Here is a 17775-nt window from a genome sequence, read left to right on the forward strand (position 1 = left end):
CGTGAGACGCTTCGCCGGAGACGCCCCCTGTGCCGCCTCATGCAGCCCTGCTGCGTAAATTACGTAGAAAGAGAATAGATAGATAAATAATAAATAGGATGAAAATTATCTGAGATGGATCTTTCCGTCACCCTATCCGAGCGGGAATATCCCCATGCCAGACCTTGAGCATAAGTGGCAGATCGGCGTCGAGCTGTTCCAGCTAGGCCGTCGCTGGCGTCGAGTCATCGATGAGGAGCTGCAGGGCTACGGCCTGACCGACGCGACCTGGCGGCCGCTGTTCCACCTGGGCCGGCTCGGCGATGGGTTGCGCCAGACGGAACTGGCCGAGGCCATGGAGATCCAGGGCCCGTCGCTCGTCCGCCTGCTCGACAATCTGGAGCGGGACGGGCTGGTCGAGCGCCGGGAGAATACGGGCGACCGACGTGCCAAGACCATCGTCATGACGCCCGCCGGCCGGCGCGTTTACGAGCAGGTCGTTGCGGTCACGAGCCGTGTCGCGGATCGGTTGCTCGAGGGGGCCGATGAAGCGGACCTGTCGTCGACGCGGCGCGTATTCGACGTGCTGGCAACCGCCCTCAAGGCGACGGAGCGCAACGACCATGAGACCTGACGCGTTCGCCGTCCCGCCCTGCTTCCTGCCGAGGATGCTCGCCGCATGATTTCCGAGCTCGACGTCGCCGGCATCTACATGGCGCCGATCGTCGCCTTCGTCCTTGCGGCAGTGCCGATCTTTATCGTCATCCGCGTCGTCCTCACGCGGCTGGGCTTCTGGCGCGCCATCTGGCACCCCGCCCTGTTCGAGGTGGCGCTTTTCCTGTCGATCCTGTCGCTTCTCGTGCTGCTCTGGCCGGCTCCCTGAAGGATGTGACCTTCCATGCGTTTTCTCGTCAGATTCTCACGCACCGCGATCACGCTGGTCATGGTGCTGCTGGCCGCCCTCCTCGTCGCCGCCTTGTGGCAGCGCTACATGCTGGCGCCCTGGACGCGTGACGGCCGGGTGCGCGCCGAGGTCGTCGACGTCGCGCCCGAGGTGCCCGGAACCATCGTCGACGTCCCGGTGCGCGACAATCAGTTCGTGCACAAGGGCGACGTGCTGTTCACGATCGACCCGGTGCGCTTCAAGATCGCGATCGCCCAGGCCCAGGCGACGGTCGACGGCGCCAAGGAGCAGCTGCAGCTCCGGCAGTCGGACGCCAGGCGCCGGCAGGGGCTGACCGGCGTCGTCTCGGCCGAGGAGCAGGAGAATACACGCAGCAACGCCTCGATCGCGAGCGCGCAACTCGAGGCGGCGCAGGCGGCGCTCGATCTCGCCAAGCTCAATCTCGAGCGCTCCGTCATCCATTCGCCGGTCAACGGCTACGTCACCAATCTGCGCCTGCGCGTCGGCGACTACGCGACCGCCGGCCAGGCGCGCGTCTCGGTGATCGATTCCGACTCCTTCTGGATCAGCGGCTATTTCGAGGAAACGAAGCTCGGCAAGATCCACAACGGCGATCCGGCGCGGATCAAGCTCATGGGCTATGCACCGATCATCACCGGCCATGTCGACACGATCGCGCGCGGCATCAACGACCGCAACGCCTCGCCCGACAAGCAGGGCCTGCAGGACGTGAACCCGGTATTCACCTGGGTCCGCCTCGCCCAGCGCATCCCGGTGCGCATCGCCATCGACCATGTGCCGGACGGCGTAACGCTCGCCGCCGGCTCGACCTGCACGATCTCGGTCGGCGCAGAAGGCCAGGCCCCGACGACGCTGATCGGCCGCCTGCGTGATGCACTGGACCAGGTGCTCTGACGTGCGCCGTCGCCCGCTCATCCACCGCCCCCTGCTCCACCGCCTCTGCCCGTTCGTCCTCGCCGGCCTCGCCGCCGCCTGCACGGTCGGCCCGGACTACAAGCCGGACGAGATGGCGGTGCCGGCCGATTGGACCGAGGCGAAACCACCCGGGACCGACCAGGTGGCACTCGAGCGCCTCAGGAACTGGTGGGCCTCGTTCAACGACCCGGTGCTCAACCGGCTGGTCGAGCAGGTAATCGCCGGCAACGAGGACCTTAAGATCGCCCGGCAGCGGCTTATCGAGGCGCGCGCGGCCCGCGCCATCGCTGGTTCGGTCGATTATCCGCAGGTCCAGGCCAAGGCGGCGCGGCTGCAATCCAACTCGAGCACGACGGTCGACTATCCGCCCGGCATCGGCCAGTACCGCACCTGGGAACTGGGCTTCGACGCCTCGTGGGAAATCGACATCTTCGGCGGCACGCGCCGGGCGAAAGAGGCGGCGGACGCCGATATCGGCGCCGCGATCGAGGACCGGCGCGCGATCCTGGTGAGCCTCTTGGGCGAGCTCGCCGGCGACTATGCCAGCCTGCGCGCCAGCCAGCTGCGCCTCGACATCGCCAATCGCAACATCGAGGCGTCGCGCAAGGCGTTCGACCTGACGCAGCAGGAGTTCCAGCGCGGACTCGGCACGGATCTCGAGGTCGCCCAGGCGCGCGCGCAATGGGACAATGTCCGGGCCGCCCCGCCGGCCTTGCGCGCGTCGATCGCACGGCTTGCCCATGCGATCGCCCTGCTCCTCGGCGGCTTCCCGGGCGATCTCGAGAAGGAGCTCTCGAAGCCGGCACCCCTGATGGCCGTGCCGGCGACCCTGCCGGTGGCGCTGCCGTCGGAGACGCTGGTCAATCGGCCGGACATCCGCCGGGCCGAGCGACGCTACGCCGCCGCGACCGCGCGCATCGGCGTCGCGACGGCCGACCTGTTCCCGCATTTCTCGATCCCGCTGATGCTGGAGCCGACCTCGGGCACCATCGGCAGCCTGTTCCTGGCAAAGAGCCTCGACTGGTCGGTCGGCCTCGCCGCCGGCACGCTTATTTATGACGGCGGCAAGACCGACGCCCGGATCGAAAGCGCCAAGGCCGCCGCGGAGGCGTCGCGCATCGGCTATGAGGAGACCGTGCGCGGCGCGTTCCGCGACGTCGAGGACGCGCTCGTCAATTTCCAGACCGAGACGGAGCGCAACGGCACGCTCAAGGAGGCGGCGGCCGACAGCGACCTGGCGCAGGATCGCGCGACGAAGCTCTATAGCGCCGGCCTCACCGACTTCCTCAAGGTGCTGGACAGCGAGCGCGCCGCCTTCGCGGCCGAGGATCTCGAGGCGCAGAGCCGCCTCGCCCTGGTCCAGGATGTAATCGCGCTCTACAAGGCGCTGGGCGGCGGCTGGCAGGGTGTGGACTTCGACCCGCCGCCCGTGGTGGCCGCGGCGCCCTGACCGTAGCGCCCTCTCCGTCAGGCGGCCCGGCGCCCGACGAGCAGGCCGGTCAGGGTGGCGTATAGCGCCGCATCGGAGCCCGCCCGGTCGAGCGCCGGCAGCGCCTGCGGATCGCGTAGGCCGCGGCAGACCTGCGCCAGCAGATGCGTGCTTTCGGCGGCGCAATCCTCCGGCGTCAGCAGCAGGAAGATCGCCGAGACCGGCCGGCCGTCGACCCCGTCGAACGGGATTGGTACCGCCGCGCGCGCGAACAGCGCGAAGCTGTGGTCGAGCACCGGCAACACCGCATGCGGGATGGCGACGCCATGGCCGATCGCGGTCGAGCCCAGCGCCTCGCGCCACAGCAGCGACTGAAGCACGAGGCCCGTCGGCAGGCCCAACGCCGCGGCGGCTCGGGCGGCGAGTTGGCCGAGGGCCTCGGCCTTGCTCGTGGCGCTGAGCCCGCCGAACACGCGGTCGGGCGGCAGCAGATCCAGCGGGAATGTCATGTTGCAAACGTCATCTTGCACGGGCAGCGGTCGAGACGGCGCGGCGGTCGGCAAGATCGCTCTCAGGATCCCCCGTGGCCCTGCCGCAACGCCGAACCTTGGGCCGAAAGCGCATGAAAATTCGATATGCGTCCCGACCGTGAAGTATCAAAGGCCGTGAAGTATCAAAGGCCGTGAAATATCAAAGACGGCCCCGTTCCAGGGCTGCCCTCGAGACTATTTCTTCGCAGGCCCGCCCTTGGGATCGGCGTCGGCCGAGATGGCCATGAACAGTGTCGAGCCGTGCCGGTTGATGAGCACCAGCACGTCGCCGGTCGCCGACGCCAGCCGCAATTTCTCGGCCGCATCCTGCGGGTCTTCGACCGGCAACCGGGAGATCGACAGGATGACGTCGCCGGGCAGGAGGCCGGCCGCCGCGGCGGGACTGTCGTCGGCGATGCCACCGATCACGACGCCCGGCGCTTCCGGCGTCAGATTGTCCTCCTGGCGCACGTCGGCGGTCAGCGCCGCGAACCACAGCCCGCGGGCGCTGTTGGCCTGGGTCGCCCCGGTCATGGCCGTGGGGGCCGCCGCCTCGGCGTTCGGATCGTTCCGGAGCGCCTTCGCGACGATCGCCTCGATCTTGAGCGGCGTGCCGTCGCGGTCGACGCTGAACGTGAGCTTGTCGCCGACCCGCGCGCGGCCGACCAGGCGCGAGATATCGTGCACCGCCTGGGTCAGATGGCCGTCGGCGCTCTTGATCACGTCGCCGACCTGCAGGCCCGCCTGGTCGGCCGGCGCGCCCGGCACGACCTCGACCACGATCAGACCCTGCGGATCGTCCGGATCCTGGTGCAGCGCACCGGCGATCTCCGGCCCGACGACCTGGACGCTGACGCCCAGATAGCCGTGGTTCGCGTGGCCTTCCTCCTGCAGATGCTTTACGACCAGCCGGGCGATGCTGGACGGGATGGCGAAGCCGATGCCGATGTTGCCGCCGGACGGCGAATAAATCGCCGTGTTGATGCCGACGACGCGGCCCGACGTGTCGAAGGTCGGCCCGCCCGAACTGCCGCGGTTGATTGGCGCGTCGATCTGCAGGAAATCGTCGAACGGCCCGTGCTGGATGTCGCGGCCGAGGGCGGAGACGATGCCGGTCGTCACCGTGCCGCCGAGCCCGAACGGATTGCCGACCGTCATCACCCAGTCGCCGACCTCGATCTTGTCGCTGTCGCCCCAGGTGAGCGCCGGCAGCTTGACCTTGGTCGCGATCTTGAGCACGGCAAGGTCGGTCTTGGGGTCGGTCCCGACGATGGTTGCCGGATGCCGGGAATTGTCCTGGTACACGACCGTGACCTTGTTCGCGTTCGTGATGACGTGGTTGTTGGTCACGACGAAGCCGGCTGGATCGACGATGAAGCCGGAGCCGAGCGAGATGTTCTTCTGGCCAGGCCGCGGCGTCGACGGCGGGACCGGCTGACCGTGCTCGCCGAAATAGCGACGCATGAACTCGTCGAACGGCGTTTCGCCCTGCCCGCCCTCGCTGCCGGCGATGTCGTTGCCGTCGCCGGACGCCTCGGCCGGGACCTCGGCGACGATATTGACGACCGAGGGCAGCACGCGCTTCACCAGCGGCGACAGGGTCGGCAGCGGGATCGGGGCTGCAGCCGGCGGCGCTTTCTTGGCCGCCTCGGCGGCGGTTTCCGCCTGGGCGGGCGCCCCCACCGTCAACATCAGCCCGGCAACGGCAACGAGCAATCCTGGGTTACGGAACCGATCGACGACAAGGCGCAACGACAATTCGACACCGGGCGGTTATGGGCACTGAACGGCATATAGTTCAGCGAATTCACGCGCGCAATGCGCACCACAACCCCGCCGATCAGCGCCGGCCACGCCTCAACGGCGGAACGTCACCACCAGCACGTCGCGATAGGCCGGCTGCGCCGGGTCGAGCGGCTCGACCGGCGTCACGCCGTGATACACCCGGCCGTCATCGACGAGCGCTGCATCCAGGGGCTGCTTCAGCGTGAAGCTGCCGAGCGGCTTCTGATCGATGTCGTGGATCGTCGTGACGCCGCTCGCGATATTGTCGCGCGCCACCAGCAGGACCAGCACCCAGTCGACGCCGTCGCGATGCAGCCCTTCCGGCGTCGGGCGGCCTTCCTCACCCGCCCGCGCCTCGATGCGGAACTGGTGCACCTCGACATGCCAGGCCCCGGGCCGGGTCGCGGCCGGCGTCAGCCCGTCGAACAGCGTGAAGCACGCGGTCAGGATCGCCGTCATGGCGGGATGCGTCCCCACCTCGGGCAGGATCGGCTCGAACCAGCGTTCGAGCCCCCCGTTCAGCGGGTTGTAGTCGCGGCTCTGATAGTGCGGCTGATGCGGCTTGCGCTGGATGCCGGCGGCCGAGACGGCGAAGGCGGCGTGGCGGCGACGGCGATAGCGGCCGCCGTCCGCCATATAGGTATCGAGGCCGAGATCGTTCCAGCTTTGGGCGAACCGCGCCCAGTCGTCCAGGCCGGCCTGCCGAAAGACCGAAGTCATCGCATCCGCCTCGACGAACGCGAAGCCGCGCTCCTCGAGCCGGGTCGCGATCGGGTGCAGAAGCTCGTCCATCGCCGTCTCCAAGGATCTTCCCCCAAGGGTCTTCAACGCCGTGTTAACTCGGCGCTACTAGCCTGACCGGAACTGCGGCCGAACCGGCCAAGGGATTTTCGCCGCCCAGAACCGCGCCCCAGGCGTAGGATGGCAACTCAGGGTGGCGCGGCGAGCGGAACGGCACCGAAAACTTGGGAGCAACGACGATGGTGGATTCGCTGGCGAGCGCCTCGTCCAACGCGCTGGGTGGCCTCGAGGCTGCGCAGAACCGCATCGCCACGGCCGCGTCCAATATCGCAAACGCCAGCGACGGAATTGCGTCGTCGGAGACATCGTCCGGCCCAGCGACGTCCGGAAATGCGCCACCGTTGACGGGCGGCCAGATCGGCCCGGCCGCCGGCCAGGTTCACGAGGCCCTTGCCCAACAGGAGCTTGGGGGCGCTGGGGGCGACCTGTCGACCAATCTCATCTCGGTCGCTGCCGCCAAGATCAGCTACGAGGCAAATGCCAAGGTGCTGAAGACGGTCGACAAGCTCGCCAAGGACGCGATCGACATCGTCACCTGACGATGCCAGAGGAAACGATGCCTGAGGAAACGATGCCGGCCTAAACCCGGCCTATCGCGCCATCGCTTCGATTTTCTTCGCCACCAGTTCCCACTGATGCGCGGCGGACATGCTGCCGCCGAGGCTGCTGTTCTCGGCCCGTTTGCGCGCCTGGTCGGCGGCCTTCTTGCCAAACTGTTCGATGAGGGAGCGTGCAGCTTTCACCAATTCGACGTCTTCGCTCATGCAGGCTGGACCATCTCGAAATCAAAAGGACAGTGGCTCTCGACCGCCCCACCCACGGATCGGCCGCACCGCATATAAGCCTTATGGCCGAACAATCCGACTTTTTTTGTATTCGACGACGACGGTTCGCGCAGTTTTTGCCGCAGGCGCGGCGATTTTGCCATCGAGCGCCTCGGCCACGAACGGGCGCGGCACGGGCGCCGGACCCGCTGCCGGCATCGGCGCGGGCTTCGGCCGGGATGCCGCCGCGGCGGCCTTGGCCGACTTCGGCGCCGGCGGCTTGGCGCGGCCGACCTTGATCTTGCGCTTGCCGACCATGGTCCGGTCGACCGCGCTGATCGCCTTTTCGACGGCGCCATCGGGCGCCAGCGCCACGACGCCGATCCGCGCCTGGCCCGAATTCGCCGGGATCTGGCGGATTTCCGCGCCGATTACAATGCCGTAGTCCTCGAACAGATCCGCAAGCTTCGGTGCCGTCATGTCGTCGGGCAGATTGGTGACGATGAGGTTACCTTTGAAGGGGACCGGGCGCATGAGCTGTCTTTCGAGCAGGGAATTCGTCGTAGTTTATGCTGCAATGCAATAAATCGGAAGAGAAACATGCCGGCACGGTGCCACACCGGCGAAAAGGGCCCTGAGCGACCGAAAGCTCGACAACCGGGCCTGCGGACAAGAAAAGTATTCCTGCAGCGAACGCGCCGTCGAGAGGCCGAGCCGCGCCATGATCCTATGACGGACCTGCAAAAACGCGGTGTGTCGCGCTTCTCACAATCATTGGTGGAATTTCATATTGCAGTGCAGTGACGCACAATCGTGATTACGGTTGGCTTACTTTGCTTTCGAAGCGATCCACCACAATCTTGACGGTTGAAAACAAACGGCGCAGGACACGGGAGATGACGAAAGAGACTCGGGCGGCTTGCCCATATCCCTTTCGTCGTCCGGCAAGGGAGACTTCGTCATGACCATTCGCGCGCTCGTCTTCGACGCCTACGGCACGCTCTATGACGTGCAGTCGGTGCGCAGCCTCGCCATCGACCTGTGCGGCGACAAGGGCGAGCTCGTGACGCAGCTCTGGCGGCTGAAGCAGCTCGAATACAGCTGGCTGCGCAGCCTGATGGGCACATACGAGGATTTCTGGCCGGTAACACGCGCGGCGCTCGAATTCTCGCTGGTGAGCGCCGGCATCACGCCGACTGCGGCGCTGTGCGAGCCGCTCATGAGCAAATACCTTCGCCTCGACCTCTATGCCGAGGCGAAGGAGGCGCTGGATGCGCTCGGCGGCTATACGCTCGCCATCCTGTCGAACGGCAACCCGCGGATGCTGGAGGCGCTCGTCGAGTCGTCGGGCCTCGCCGGGCGCTTCGCCGACGTCATCAGCGTCGACCGGGCCCGCAGCTTCAAGCCGGATCCCGCCTGCTACGCGCTGGTCGAGCCCGCGCTGGGCGTCGCCCCGGACGAGGTGCTGTTCGTCTCGTCGAACGGGTTCGACGTGGCCGGTGCCAAGCAGTTCGGCTTCAAGGTGGCGCGCATCGAGCGGACGGCGGGCGCGCCGGCTCCGCAGAATTCCGACGTCGGCCCGGCCGAGTTCGCCCGCTTGGTGCGCGGCCAGGCCGAGCGGCTGGGCCTGGAGCCCGACTGGCGGGTGGCGCGCCTCACCGACCTCGCGCCGCTCCTGAAGGCGATGGTTCCCTGAGGCAGGGAAAGTCGGGAATAATCGATCGGTCGGTCAACAATCCAGGGAAGATCATGATCCGGTTCTATTTCCATCCGACGCCCAATCCATTGAAGGTGGCGCTGTTCCTCGAGGAGGTCGGCCTGCCCTACGAGGTCGTGCCGGTCGACACGCGCAAGGGCGAGCAGCACGCGCCGTCGTTCCGCGCGATCAATCCGAACGGCAAGCTGCCGGCCATCGTCGATACCGACGGCATCGGCGGTGAGGTCCGGGTGTTCGATTCAAGCGCCATCCTGCTCTACCTGGGCGACAAGCTCGACCGCTTCGTCGGCACGCCGGCCGACCGGGGCGAGCTCCTGTCCTGGCTGTTCTTCGTCTCGAGCGGCATCGGCCCCTATTCCGGCCAGGCGGTGCATTTCCAGCGGGCCGCACCCGAGCCCCTGCCCTATGCCATCAACCGCTACCGCCGCGAGGTCCAGCGCCACTACGAGGTGCTCGACAAGCATCTGGGCGGACGCACCACGATCGTCGGCGAGAGCTACACGATCGTCGACATGTCGGCCTGGGGCTGGCTCGACCGGGCGGCCGTGGCGCTGCCGGGTGACGACGACCCGCTCGCCCCCTTCCCGAACCTGAAGCGCTGGTTCCAGTCGATCAACAGCCGGCCGGCCGTCGCCCGCGCGCGTGCCGTCGGCAGCGACCACAAGTTCAAGCAGGAGATGGACGAGGAAGCCCGGCGCGCCATGTTCCCGTCGAACTACCCGCCGGCGGCCTGACGGCGCCGGCCGCCGGATTTCATCCGGCGACGGATACTCAGGGCACGAGCCCGGCGTGCCGATAGGCGGCGATCGCGTCGTCGAACGCCGCGACGTCGCCACGCCCCCGCGCCATCAGCTGGGCACCCTCAATCGCCGCGAACACCGCCAGGGCCCGACCCCGACGTTCGGCGATCGGGGCTGCGGTCTCGGCCCGGGAGAGTACCTTCGTCAACCACGTGACGTTCATGTCGATGAACCGGTCGACCTCGACCCGGACCGCATCAGGCAGGTCGTCGCGCTCGGCCGCCATGATGCCGCACAGGCACATGCGGTTGCCGTTCAACAGCGCCGCCCGGAAGATCTCGGCGTACTGGCGCATGCACGCCGCATCATCGGCGCCGGAACCCAGTAATTCTTCCAGATAGCGCGCACCGTCCTCCGTATAGCGCCGCGCCAGTGCGGCGGCGAGATCGCCTTTCGTCGGAAAGTGATAGTGGATGCTGGCGCTGGTCACGCCGATTTCCTTCGCCAGCTCGCGAAAGCTGAGCGCGTTGTAACCGCGGGCCTGCACGGTCCTCTTGGCTAGGCCCATGATCTCCTCGCGGGTATCCGGTGTCGCCACGTCGATCTCCAAACTTACCAATCGGTAGATAGAGCTTGACTCGCCGCATGACAAGGCTCATATCGCTGGGAGCTTACCTATCGATTGGTAAGTTCAGAGGAGATGAAGATGAAGCTGTACGACCGTTCCGGTTTCCCCAACGCCGGCCGCATCCGCGTTGTGCTGGCAGCGAAGGGTTTGGACGAGCTGGTCGAATTCATGCCCGTCGACGTGATCGGCGCCGAGCACAAGAGCGAGGCGTTCCTCGCTAAGAACCCGTCGGGGGTCATCCCCGTGCTGGAGCTCGACGACGGCACGCTGCTGTCGGAATGCACGGCGATCACCGAATATCTCGATAATCTCGACGGCCAGCCGACCCTGACCGGCACCACCGCGCGGGACAAGGGCGTCATTCACATGATGCAGCGGCGGGCCGAGGCCGAACTGATCGACGCGGTCGGCCACTATTTCCATCATGCGACGCCTGGCCTCGGCCCCACGCTGCAGGCGCACAAGAGCCCTGACTGGGCGCATCGAGCGGACTGGGGCCGGCGCGAGGGCGAGCGGGCGCTGCGCGGCATGCGCTATTTCGACCAGATCCTGAGCGGCCGGCCGTTCGTCGCCGGCGAAAGCTTCTCCATGGCCGATATCACAGTCTTCATGGGCCTGGCCTTCGCCGAGGTCGCCGGCCTCGCGGCCCCCGCCGACTTGACGTCGCTCGCCAAATGGCGGGCGAAGGTCGCGGACATCCCGAGTGTCAGGAGCCGAAGCGGCCAGACGCTGGTCGCGGACGATCTTCGACGACTGGGGTTCTAGGCCTTCCTACTTGGGGGCGTCGGCGGCGCGGGTCGGCTCAGGCCTTGGCGAGATATTTCCTGGTGTTCTCCACGATGGCGATCGCCAGGTCGGGATCCGTCACCAAGCGTGCCATCGTCATGACGCCGACCAGCGAGCAGAGGATGAATTCGGCGCGCTCCTTCGCGATCGCCGGATCGTTCTCGGGACATTGCGTCGCGACGACGTCGACCAGCCGCTTGAACCCCTCGGTCGCGGCCGCGCGCGTCGCCTCGTCGGCGCGCGCCATCTCGCTGCCGAGCGACACGAACGGGCACCCTTGCCATCGGTCCCGTTGATGCTCGGGCGAGAGATAGGTCTCGACGATCGCCTCTAGGCCGGTCTTGCCGTCGCCGTCCTCGGCCGCGGCCTTGATCGCCTCCGCGGTCGACTTCAATCCGGCGGCGCAGGCCTCCGCGACCAGCTGGTCCTTTGAATTGAAGTGCCGGTAGAAACCGCCTTCGGTCATGCCCGCGGCCGCCATGAGCTCGCAGAGGCTCGTCTCGTGAATGCCGTTCTTGCGGAATTCCTCCGCGGCCGCGGCAACGATCCGCCGCCGCGTCTCGGCGGTCTCGGCCCGTGATTTCTTCATGCGTCGTAACTCTTCCACCAGGCGGCTTGGGCGCCGCTTCGTGGTTTTGATTATGGGCACCCTCTAACCGGATTTCGAATCGTATCTGGCCTGCATCGCGGACCGATTGTGGTTGGCGATCCTCTCTTGACCTTTAGATGGCACGCACCATCTAACGCCGCAATATAGAGGGCATGCACCCTCTATACCAACAATCCCTCAGCCGCCGGTCGACCTGGCGCTGCCGCCGGTCCGGCCAGCTCCAGCGAAACCGGGCGGGCAAGTTCCGCGGAACGGAGAGAGCGAAAAAGTGAGCGAAGCAAGCAGCCGGCCGGGCGCCGGACAGCAAGGCGGGCGAGCCGGCCGACGGGCGCCGGTCAAACTCTGGGCCGGCACCGGCGCCGTGATTGCGGCGGCCGGCGTCGCGTGGTTCGCCTATTCCTATCACGCGAGCGAGGCCGCGGAGCACGCCGGCCCGCCGGCGCCGCCCCAGGTCGTGGTGAGCAAGCCGCTCGAACGCACGCTCGATTCCCGGCTCGGCTTCCTCGGCCAATTCTCGGCAGTCGACCAGGTCGAGCTCAGGGCCCAGGTCGGCGGCACCTTGACCGAGATCCGTTTCAAGGACGGCGACATCGTCCACAAGGGCGACCTGCTCTTCGTCATCGATCCGCGCCCCTACGAATATCGGCTCGCCCAGGCGACGGCACAGCTGGAGAGCGCCACGGCGCGGCTCGAGCTTGCCAATCGCGAACTGGCCCGTGCCCAGGCGCTGAAGAAGAGCGATGCCGGCTCCACGGAAAACGTCGAGCAGCGCACGGCCGACCAGCAGGCGGCCCAGGGTGCCGTGGACGACGCCAAGGCGCAGATCCAGGACGCCCGGTTCGACCTCGAGCATTGCCGGATCGCGGCGCCGTTCACCGGGCGCATCGGTACGCACCAGGTCTCCGTCGGCAACCTGGTCGCCGGCAGCCGGACCGCGACGAGCCCCACCACCTTGCTCGCGACGATCGTCTCGGTCGATCCGATCTACCTCAATTTCGACATGAGCGAGAGCGACTACCTCGCCTTTTCACGCGATCGCGCCAAGCAGAAAGGCCCGCTCGCCGACAAGGTCGAGGTCGAGCTCAGTGACGAGCGCGATTTCGGCCGGCAGGGCACGCTCGACTTCGTCGACAATGTGCTCGACCGGTCCAGCGGCACGCTCCATGCCCGCGCAACCGTGCCGAACGCCGACCTGCTGCTGACGCCCGGCGAGTTCGCCCGCGTGCGGCTCTCCGTCGGCACGCCGGTCGCGGCCCTGCTGGTCCCGGACGCGGCCGTGCTGCCCGACCAGTCGGAACATATCGTGCTGACGGTCTCCCCGGACGGGATCGTGACACCGAAGCCGGTGCAGATCGGCGATATGCGCGGCGGCCTGCGCATCATCCGCTCCGGCCTCACGCCGACCGACAAGGTAATCATCGAGGGCATTCCCTTCGCGGCACCCGGCGCGAAGGTCTCGCCGCAGGACGGCGCGATCCAGTTCGCCGCCGCAACCGCCGGCCAAACGGCCCAAGGTCAGGACTGAGCCAGACCCATGCGCCTCACTCATTTCTTCATCGACCGGCCGCGCTTCGCGACGGTGCTCAGTATCTTTGTGACCCTGCTCGGCCTGGGCGCGCTCGCGATCCTGCCGGTCGCGCAATATCCGGAAATCGTGCCGCCGACCGTGCAAATCACGACCTCCTACCCCGGCGCCTCGGCCGAGACGGTCGCGCGCACGGTCGCAACGCCGCTCGAGCAGCAGATCAACGGCGTGGAGAACATGCTCTACATGAGCAGCCAGTCGACCGGCGACGGCAACCTCACCATCACCGTGACGTTCCGCATCGGCACGGACCTGAACGTGGCGCTGAACCTGACCCAGAACCGGGTGCAGGACGCGCTGTCGCGCCTACCCGACGACGTGCAGCGCCTGGGCGTGCAGGTGAGGAAATCGACGCCCAGCATCCTCTTGGCCGTCCATCTCTATTCGCCGGACAAGACGCGCGACACGCTCTATCTCTCGAACTACGCGACGCTGCACATCAAGGACGCTCTCGCGCGGCTCCAAGGCGTCGGCGACGTGCAGTTCCAGGGTGCCCGCGAATATGCCATGCGTATCTGGCTCGACCCGGACAAGGCGGCGGTGCATGACATCAACGCGAGCGAGGTGCTGGCGGCGCTGCGCGCACAGAACCTGCAGGTCTCGGCCGGTATCCTGAACCAGCCGCCGACGGCCGGCGACGAGGCTTACCAGGTCAATATCGAGGCCCTGGGCCGGCTGGCCTCGCCCGACCAGTTTGCCGACATCATCGTCAAGTCCGATGCGAACGGCCGAGTCACCCGCGTCCGCGACATCGGCCGGGTCGAGGTCGGCGCCGCCGACTACGGCAGCACGGCCTATATGGACCATGCCAACGCCGCGACCCTGCTCATCTATGCCCAGCCCGGCGCCAACTCGCTCGCGGTCGAGCATGAGGTGTTGGGCGAGGTCGACACGCTGAAGAAGGATTTCCCGCCGGGCGTCGACTCGATCATCATCTACGACCCGACCACGTTCATCCAGAACTCGGTGAACGAGGTCATCTGGACGATCTTCGTCGCGATCCTGCTGGTCGTGGGCGTGGTGTTCGTGTTCCTGCAGAGCTGGCGCGCGACCATCATCCCGGTGATCGCGATCCCGGTCTCGCTCGTCGGCACCTTTACCGTCCTCGCCGCCGCCGGCATCTCGATCAACAACCTGTCGCTGTTCGGCCTGGTGCTGGCGGTCGGCATCGTGGTCGACGACGCGATCGTCGTGGTCGAGAACGTCGAGCGCAACATGCGCGATGGCATGTCGCCGCTCGAAGCAGCACACCGCACCATGGACGAGGTCGGCGGCGCGCTCATTGCGATCGCGCTGACGCTCTGCGCCGTGTTCGTGCCGTCGGCCTTCCTCTCCGGCATCACGGGCCTGTTCTTCCGGCAATTCGCCGTCACGATCTCGGCCTCGACGGTCATCTCCTGCTTCGTGTCGCTGACCTTGAGCCCGGCGCTCTGCGCCGTGCTGTTCAAGCCGCACTATGTTCATGACGACAGCCACGCCAATCGCGCGACGCGCTGGCTCCACGCCGCGTTCGGCGGCTTCAACCGCGGCTTCGAGCGGCTGTCTTTAGGCTACAGCGGGCTCACCCGCCGGCTGGTGCGCGGCACGGCGATCGTGCTCGTCGTCTATGTCGGCCTGATCGGCGTTGCGGGCCTCGAATTCGCCAGCACGCCGACCGGCTACATCCCGGAGCAGGACCAGGGCTACCTCATCAACGTCATCCAGCTGCCGCCCGGCTCGACCTTGGCCCGGACCGAGAAGGTCGTGCAGCGCGGCATCGACATCATCCTCGGCACCAAGGGCGTCGAGCATGTGGCGCCGTTCGCCGGCCTCGATGCCACCACCTTCACCGTCGCGTCCAACGCGGCCACGATCTTCTCCGCCCTGCCGTCGCTCTATAACCACGACATGCCGGGCGTGAACGCGAACATGGTGCTGGCCGACCTCCGGAAACGGCTCTCGGTCATCAAGGACGCGTTCGTGCTGACCATCCCGCCGCCGCCGGTCCAGGGCCTGGGCAGCGCCGGCGGCTTCAAGCTGATGCTGGAAGACCGCGCGGGCCTCGGCTCGGACGCGCTGGTCAAGGCGGCGCGCACGCTCGTCGCCGCCGCGAACAAGGACCCGGACTTCGCCGGCGTGTTCACGCTCTTCAACAACGGCTCGCCCTCGGTCTATGCCGACATCGACCGGTTGAAGGCCGAGAAAGTGGGGCTCACGCCGACCGACGTGTTTTCGACGCTCCAGGTCTACATGGGCTCGCAATATGTCAACGACTTCAACTACCTGGGCCGCAGCTACGAGGTGATCGTGCAGGGCGACGGCTCGTTCCGGCGCACGCCCTCCGACATCTCGCGCCTCAAGGCCCGCAACGCGGTTGGTGAAATGGTGCCGATCGGCACCGTGGCCGAGATGCGTGACCGGACGATCCCCTATCGCGTGCCGCGCTACAACCTGTTCCCGGCGGCCGAGGTCCAGGGCGTGGCCGCTCCGGGGGTCGCCACGGGCACGGCGCTGCACCGGATGGAGGAGCTGGCGACCCAGGTGCTGCCCAAGGGCATCGCGTTCGAATGGACCGACCTCGCCTATCAGCAGCAGCAGAAGGGCACGCCCACGCTCTTGGTGTTCGGCGCCGCAGCCCTCTTCGTCTTCCTCGTGCTGGTCGCCCAGTACGAGAGCTGGAAGCTGCCGCTGTCGATCGTGCTGATCGTGCCCATGTGCCTGCTCGCCTCGGTCACGGGGATCATCATGCGCGGCATGTCGATCGACATCCTGGCGCAGATCGGCTTCGTCGTGCTGGTGGGATTGGCCGCCAAGAACGCGATCCTGATTGTCGAGTTCGCCCGCCAGAAGCAGGACGAGGACGGGGCCCCCGCCGGCGAGGCGGCGGTGCATGCGGCGCGCACGCGCCTGCGTCCCATCCTCATGACCTCCTTCGCCTTCATCCTGGGCGTGGCGCCGCTTGCGGTTGCGACCGGCGCCGGTGCCGAGATGCGTCAGTCGCTCGGCACCGCCGTGCTGTTCGGCATGATCGGCGTCACCGGTTTCGGCCTGCTGTTCACGCCCGCCTTCTACACCTTCATTCGCCGGCTCGGCCGGAAGGACCACGCATGACAACCGCCGTCAGCACCGCCCCCCGGCCCATGAGGACGGCGGCGGCCGGCCTCGCGCTTGCCGTCGGCCTCGCCGGCTGCACCGTGGGCCCGGACTATGTGGCACCCACGACGGAACTGGCGCCGTTCCACAATGCCGCCGCGGTCGATGCCCGCAAGACCGCGACGCCGGCGCCCCAGCTCGACCAATGGTGGACCGGCTTCAACGACCCGATGCTGGTGACCGTCGTCGAGCGCGCGCTCGACCAGAACCTCGACCTGGCGGCGGCCTTGGCCCGAGTCCAGCAGGCCCGCGCCGCGGCCGCGGCCGCGGGCGCGCAGCTGCTGCCGACGGTCGATCTCAATGCGTCGGCGACGGCGCAGCGCCAGAGCCTGGAAAGCCCGCTCGGCAGCGTGGCCAAGGGTTTTCCCGGCTACAACCGCTACCAGCGGGAATATACCGTCGGGCCGGCAGCGAGCTGGGAGATCGATCTGTTCGGCGGCCTGAAGCGCGGCGAGAATGCGGCTGATGACGAAGAGCAGGCGGCCGAAGCCGACCAGGCGGGCACGCGCATCTCGGTCGCCGCCGACGCGGCCGATGCCTATCTGCAGGTGCGGGGCTATCAGGCACGGATCGCGGTCGCGCAGGACCAGATCGACACTGACGCCCATCTCCTGAGCCTGGTCGAGTCGCGACATCGCCTGGGCCAGTCGGATGCCCGGGAAGTCGCTCAGGCCGAGGCGCTGCTCAAGCAAGCAACGGCCTCGCTGCCACCGCTCAAGATCGGGCTCGAGGCGCAATTGAACCGGCTCGACGTGCTGATGGGCGTGCAGCCGGGCACTTATGCCAAGGAACTCGGCAAGCCGGGCGACATTCCGGCGATCCCGGCGATCGGCGGCGACGACAAGCCGCTCGACGTGCTGCGTCGCCGGCCCGACATCATCGCGGCCGAGCGCCGGCTCGCGGCGTCGAACGAACAGATCGGCGCCGCGATCGCCGACTATTACCCGAAGATCTCGCTCTCGGGCGCGCTCGGTTTCGACAGCGTGAGCTTGAACCATCTGTTCAGCAACAAGGCGTTCCAGCCGATCGGCACCGGTGCCGTGAGCTGGCGCCTCTTCGACTTCGGCAAGGTCGATGCCGAGGTCGCCCAGGCACGCGGCGCCAATGCCGAGGCGCTGGCCCAATACCGTGAGGCGGCCCTGAAGGCGGCCGAGGACGTCGAGAATGCGCTCGTCTCGCTGTCTCAGACGGAGGCGCATGTCGTCGAGCTCGAGGGCGAGGTGGACGCGCTGACGCGCTCCCGCGACCTGTCGCAGACGGCCTATCAGGCCGGCGCCATCACGCTGACCGACGTGCTCGACGCCGACCGGCAGTTGCTCACGGCGCGCGACGATCTCGACAGCAACCGGGCGGATGCCGCGCGTGCTGCGGTGAGCACGTTCCGGGCACTCGGCGGCGGCTGGGACGTCCCGCCCGCCGCCGAGCGCGTCGCGGACAAGGGGTGAGACG

At 67.4% G+C, this 17775-nt stretch carries 18 protein-coding genes; 11 read left to right on the top strand and 7 right to left on the bottom strand.

The window, feature by feature from the left end; all coding sequences use genetic code 11:
* Positions 1-154: 154 nt before the first annotated feature.
* From IEY58_RS20045 to IEY58_RS20060, 4 genes are read left to right on the top strand one after another with little or no spacing between them, the layout of a single operon-like run.
* Positions 155-613 carry a MarR family winged helix-turn-helix transcriptional regulator gene (locus tag IEY58_RS20045; RefSeq protein WP_189049021.1) on the top strand — a complete coding sequence of 153 codons (459 nt, stop codon included), beginning with the start codon at positions 155-157 and terminating at the stop codon, positions 611-613.
* Positions 614-658: 45 nt separating this feature from the next.
* The gene (locus tag IEY58_RS20050) at positions 659-862 is read left to right on the top strand and encodes a DUF1656 domain-containing protein (RefSeq protein WP_189049023.1); all 204 of its coding nucleotides are present in this window, start codon (positions 659-661) and stop codon (positions 860-862) included.
* Between the two features lie 15 nt (positions 863-877).
* Complete coding sequence (locus tag IEY58_RS20055; protein ID WP_189049025.1) at positions 878-1798, top strand: efflux RND transporter periplasmic adaptor subunit; 921 nt, start codon at positions 878-880, stop codon at positions 1796-1798.
* A gap of 1 nt (position 1799) precedes the next feature.
* Positions 1800-3269 (top strand): efflux transporter outer membrane subunit, encoded by a 1470-nt coding sequence (locus IEY58_RS20060; protein ID WP_189049027.1) that lies wholly within the window; start codon positions 1800-1802, stop codon positions 3267-3269.
* A 17-nt stretch (positions 3270-3286) separates the two neighbouring features.
* Here IEY58_RS20060 and IEY58_RS20065 read toward each other — a convergent pair whose 3' ends face one another.
* The 3 genes from IEY58_RS20065 to IEY58_RS20075 all read right to left on the bottom strand — a co-directional run bounded on the left by IEY58_RS20065 (position 3287) and on the right by IEY58_RS20075 (position 6355).
* Entirely contained in the window at positions 3287-3757 is a 471-nt protein-coding gene (locus IEY58_RS20065) for a PTS sugar transporter subunit IIA (protein ID WP_189049029.1), read from the bottom strand.
* 216 nt (positions 3758-3973) lie between these two features.
* On the bottom strand, positions 3974-5536 hold the full coding sequence (locus tag IEY58_RS20070; RefSeq protein WP_189049030.1) for a Do family serine endopeptidase: 1563 nt from the start codon (positions 5534-5536) through the stop codon (positions 3974-3976).
* Positions 5537-5635: 99 nt separating this feature from the next.
* Positions 5636-6355 (bottom strand): 2OG-Fe dioxygenase family protein, encoded by a 720-nt coding sequence (locus tag IEY58_RS20075; RefSeq protein ID WP_189049032.1) that lies wholly within the window; start codon positions 6353-6355, stop codon positions 5636-5638.
* A gap of 188 nt (positions 6356-6543) precedes the next feature.
* Between IEY58_RS20075 and IEY58_RS20080 the strand changes: the two genes are divergently transcribed.
* On the top strand, positions 6544-6903 hold the full coding sequence (locus IEY58_RS20080) for a flagellar basal body protein (protein WP_189049034.1): 360 nt from the start codon (positions 6544-6546) through the stop codon (positions 6901-6903).
* 51 nt (positions 6904-6954) lie between these two features.
* Here the strand turns inward: IEY58_RS20080 and IEY58_RS20085 are convergent, their stop codons facing one another.
* Positions 6955-7128, bottom strand: a complete 174-nt coding sequence (locus IEY58_RS20085) for a hypothetical protein (protein ID WP_189049036.1) — start codon at positions 7126-7128, stop codon at positions 6955-6957.
* An 81-nt stretch (positions 7129-7209) separates the two neighbouring features.
* Positions 7210-7662: an RNA recognition motif domain-containing protein gene (locus IEY58_RS20090; RefSeq protein ID WP_189049038.1), complete on the bottom strand. Its 453-nt coding sequence runs from the start codon at positions 7660-7662 to the stop codon at positions 7210-7212.
* A 427-nt stretch (positions 7663-8089) separates the two neighbouring features.
* On the opposite strand from IEY58_RS20090, the gene IEY58_RS20095 reads away from it, so the two are divergent.
* Together IEY58_RS20095 and IEY58_RS20100 are read left to right on the top strand one after the other, a co-directional pair.
* A complete protein-coding gene (locus tag IEY58_RS20095) occupies positions 8090-8824 on the top strand; it encodes a haloacid dehalogenase type II (protein WP_189049040.1) in 735 nt (244 codons plus the stop codon).
* 53 nt (positions 8825-8877) lie between these two features.
* Entirely contained in the window at positions 8878-9579 is a 702-nt protein-coding gene (locus IEY58_RS20100; protein WP_189049042.1) for a glutathione S-transferase family protein, read from the top strand.
* Between the two features lie 37 nt (positions 9580-9616).
* On the opposite strand, the gene IEY58_RS20105 is transcribed toward IEY58_RS20100, so the two are convergent.
* Complete coding sequence (locus IEY58_RS20105) at positions 9617-10195, bottom strand: TetR/AcrR family transcriptional regulator (protein ID WP_229743835.1); 579 nt, start codon at positions 10193-10195, stop codon at positions 9617-9619.
* 96 nt (positions 10196-10291) lie between these two features.
* On the opposite strand from IEY58_RS20105, the gene IEY58_RS20110 reads away from it, so the two are divergent.
* The gene (locus IEY58_RS20110; RefSeq protein WP_189049044.1) at positions 10292-10978 is read left to right on the top strand and encodes a glutathione S-transferase family protein; all 687 of its coding nucleotides are present in this window, start codon (positions 10292-10294) and stop codon (positions 10976-10978) included.
* A 37-nt stretch (positions 10979-11015) separates the two neighbouring features.
* Here IEY58_RS20110 and IEY58_RS20115 read toward each other — a convergent pair whose 3' ends face one another.
* Positions 11016-11588: a TetR/AcrR family transcriptional regulator gene (locus tag IEY58_RS20115; protein WP_189049046.1), complete on the bottom strand. Its 573-nt coding sequence runs from the start codon at positions 11586-11588 to the stop codon at positions 11016-11018.
* 289 nt (positions 11589-11877) lie between these two features.
* Between IEY58_RS20115 and IEY58_RS20120 the strand changes: the two genes are divergently transcribed.
* Genes IEY58_RS20120 through IEY58_RS20130 form a run of 3 tightly spaced genes read left to right on the top strand, consistent with a single transcriptional unit; the run spans position 11878 to position 17771 of the window.
* On the top strand, positions 11878-13134 hold the full coding sequence (locus IEY58_RS20120; protein ID WP_189049048.1) for an efflux RND transporter periplasmic adaptor subunit: 1257 nt from the start codon (positions 11878-11880) through the stop codon (positions 13132-13134).
* A 9-nt stretch (positions 13135-13143) separates the two neighbouring features.
* A complete protein-coding gene (locus tag IEY58_RS20125; RefSeq protein ID WP_189049050.1) occupies positions 13144-16284 on the top strand; it encodes an efflux RND transporter permease subunit in 3141 nt (1046 codons plus the stop codon).
* Positions 16281-17771: an efflux transporter outer membrane subunit gene (locus tag IEY58_RS20130; protein ID WP_189049052.1), complete on the top strand. Its 1491-nt coding sequence runs from the start codon at positions 16281-16283 to the stop codon at positions 17769-17771. The genes IEY58_RS20125 and IEY58_RS20130 overlap by 4 nt, the downstream gene beginning before the upstream one ends.
* The last annotated feature ends 4 nt before the right edge of the window (positions 17772-17775 follow it).

The organism is Aliidongia dinghuensis, assembly GCF_014643535.1.
In the GTDB taxonomy this organism is placed as follows: Bacteria; Pseudomonadota; Alphaproteobacteria; order ATCC43930; family CGMCC-115725; genus Aliidongia; species Aliidongia dinghuensis.